Origin of the sequence: Sulfuricaulis sp. (assembly GCF_049587675.1) — a bacterium.
In the GTDB taxonomy this organism is placed as follows: Bacteria; Pseudomonadota; Gammaproteobacteria; order Acidiferrobacterales; family Sulfurifustaceae; genus Sulfuricaulis.
This window is the reverse complement of sequence record NZ_JBAVEJ010000316.1, coordinates 1-2908: the sequence shown is the minus strand read 5'-3', so window position 1 is coordinate 2908 and position 2908 is coordinate 1. Positions and strand designations below refer to the sequence as shown.

Below are 2908 nucleotides of genomic sequence, written 5' to 3'. Positions count from 1 at the left end.
GAACGCTGCCGGTTCTCGCTCGATGAGTTGCGTTACGAATATCCCGAAGAGCTGGTGCCGGCGGGCGAGACCCCGGCAAGCCATCTGCGCAAACTCACGGAGGCAGGCCTGCAACGTCGCTGGCCGGCGGGCGCGCCACCCAAGGTCCGGCAGCAAGTGGAACACGAGCTGGCGCTGATCGCGGAGTTGCGCTACGAGCCATATTTCCTGACGGTGCACAACATCGTGGAGTTCGCCCGTTCGCGCGGCATTCTGTGCCAAGGCCGGGGCTCGGCAGCGAACTCGGCGGTGTGTTTCTGCCTCGGCATCACCGAGGTCGATCCGGCGCGCATCGAAACGTTATTCGAGCGTTTCGTTTCCAAGGAGCGCAACGAGCCGCCCGACATCGACGTCGACTTCGAGCACGAGCGGCGCGAGGAGGTGATCCAGTATCTATATAGTAAGTACGGGCGGGAACGGGCGGCACTTGCGGCCACGGTCATCAGCTATCGCCCCAAGAGCGCAGTGCGCGACGTCGGCAAGGCGCTCGGCTTCTCGCTGGAACAGGTGGACAGCCTGGCCGGCAATCTCGCGTGGTGGGATGGCGGCGTCGTGCCCGAGAGGCTCACGGAGGCGGGCTTCGACCCGCAGAATCCCAAGGTCCGGCTGCTGGTGCAGCTGGTGCGGATGCTGGTCGGTTTTCCCCGTCACCTGTCGCAGCACGTGGGCGGTTTCGTCATCGCGCGCGACAAGCTTTCGCGCCTGGTGCCGATCGAAAACGCCGCGATGCCCGAGCGCACCGTGATCCAGTGGGACAAGGACGATCTCGATGCGCTTGGTCTGCTCAAGGTCGACGTGCTGGGGCTCGGTATGCTCACGGCAATCCGCAAGAGCTTCGAGCTGGTGCGCGCGTATCGCGGCCGGGAGTGGACCATGGCGACGATCCCGCCGGAGGACCCGGAGGTGTACGCCATGATTCAGCAGGCCGACACCGCCGGGGTGTTTCAGATCGAATCGCGCGCGCAGATGTCGATGCTCCCGCGGCTCAAACCCGCCTGCTTTTATGACCTGGTGATCGAGGTCGCGATCATGCGGCCCGGGCCGATTCAGGGCGACATGGTGCATCCCTATCTGCGGCGGCGTCAGGGCCTGGAGCCCGTGAGCTATCCATCAGAAGAAGTGCGCGGCGTGCTCGAACGCACGCTGGGCGTGCCGATTTTCCAGGAACAGGTGATCAAACTTGCGATGGTGGCGGCGGGTTTCACGCCGGGCGAGGCCGATCGGCTGCGCCGTTCCATGGCCGCCTTCCGCCGCCGCGGCGGCATCGAACAGTTCGAACAAAGGCTCATCGAAGGCATGCGCTCGCGCGGCTACAGCGAGACCTTCGCGCGCCAGATCTTCAGGCAGATCGAGGGATTCGGCGAGTACGGTTTCCCGGAGTCGCACTCGGCGAGCTTCGCGCTCCTGGTGTATGTCTCTGCCTGGCTCAAGCGCTACGAACCGGCGGCCTTTCTCTGCGCGCTGCTCAACAGCCAGCCCATGGGATTTTATGCGCCATCACAACTGGTGCAGGATGCGCGCCGGCATGGGGTCGAGGTGCGCGCCGTGGATGTGCGCGCGAGCGCTTGGGACTGCATGCTCGAGCGGGGTCCCGATGATGAACCGGCCGTGCGCTTGGGGTTTCGTCTCGTCAAGGGATTGACGCAGGCCGGGGCCGAGCGCCTGGTTCAGGCGCGGGACCAGACACCAATTGCCGGCATCGAGGATCTGGCATTTCGTGCACGGCTTGCGACGCGCGACATGCAGGTGTTGGCCAGCGCCGATGCGCTCAGGGGATTGACCGGCCATCGGCGCCGTGCGCACTGGGCCGCGGCCGGAGTCGAGGCGCCGACGCCGCTGCTGCAGCTGGTGGAAATTCCGGAAGCGCTGCCACTGTTGCGAACGCCCACCGAAGGCGAGGACATCGTGACCGACTACGCGAGCCTGGGCCTGACATTGCGGCGTCATCCGCTGGCGCTGCTGCGCGCGAAACTGACGCAACAGCGCGTGCTGTCGGCGGCCGAGGTGCGCGCGATCCCGCATGGAGCGGCGGTGCGCACCGCGGGCCTGGTGATCTGCCGCCAGCATCCGAGCTCGAGCAACGGCGTTATCTTCGTCACCCTGGAAGACGAAACCGGGCAGACCAACCTGATCGTCTGGCCCGGCGTGGCCGCACGCCAGCGGCGCGAGCTGTTGAACGCGAGCCTCCTGGCGGTCGTCGGCGAGGTGCAGCGCGAGGGTGACGTGCAGCACGTGATTGCCCGCCAGCTGGAGGATCACTCGGGGCTGCTGGGCAGGCTGGTAACCCGATCGCGGGATTTCAGATAGAGATCACTCACAAGCCAATGGCGCTGGAGTGGATTACAATGCGAAATCACGCAGCTTGGCTCGATTTTTCACGGGCGACAAGTGAAGATGTCGCACATCTACCAGTCTCAGATACTCATAACGCTGCTCAAGAACGGAGGATAAAACGATGCGGCATTTAATTCGCGCACTTAGGCGGTATATATCCAGTTGGACGGCGCCACCTCCGCGCGTACCAAGCGTTGCGATGTCCCCCCAGCGAATCGGCATCGTCCATCCGGGCGCCATGGGCATCTCCATTGCAGTGTCCGCCCAGAACAGTGGACATCAAGTCAGTAAAAGGGGACGGAGGGATTAAAGATTGAGCAGCCTCGACTGAAGTCATAGGCCGGAAAGGGAGAAATCCGATGCCAAAAAATATCATCTTGTGTTCGGACGGAACCGGGAACAGCGGCGGGAAAGGCTACGGGACGAATGTCTGGAGGCTGTATAAGGCGATCGATCTTCATCATCCCCAGGCGCAGGTCAGCATTCACGACGACGGCGTCGGCACCCGGGACTTCGTGTTGTTCAAAATGCTGGG

2 protein-coding genes are annotated in these 2908 nt (G+C 63.8%); both read left to right on the top strand.

The window, feature by feature from the left end; translation table 11 throughout:
* The coding region (locus WB402_RS15880; RefSeq protein WP_424209597.1) for an error-prone DNA polymerase at positions 1–2346 on the top strand (2346 nt) is incomplete at its 5' end.
* Positions 2347–2732: 386 nt separating this feature from the next.
* Positions 2733–2908 (top strand): phospholipase effector Tle1 domain-containing protein (locus WB402_RS15875; RefSeq protein ID WP_424209599.1); only part of this gene is annotated, 176 nt, incomplete at its 3' end.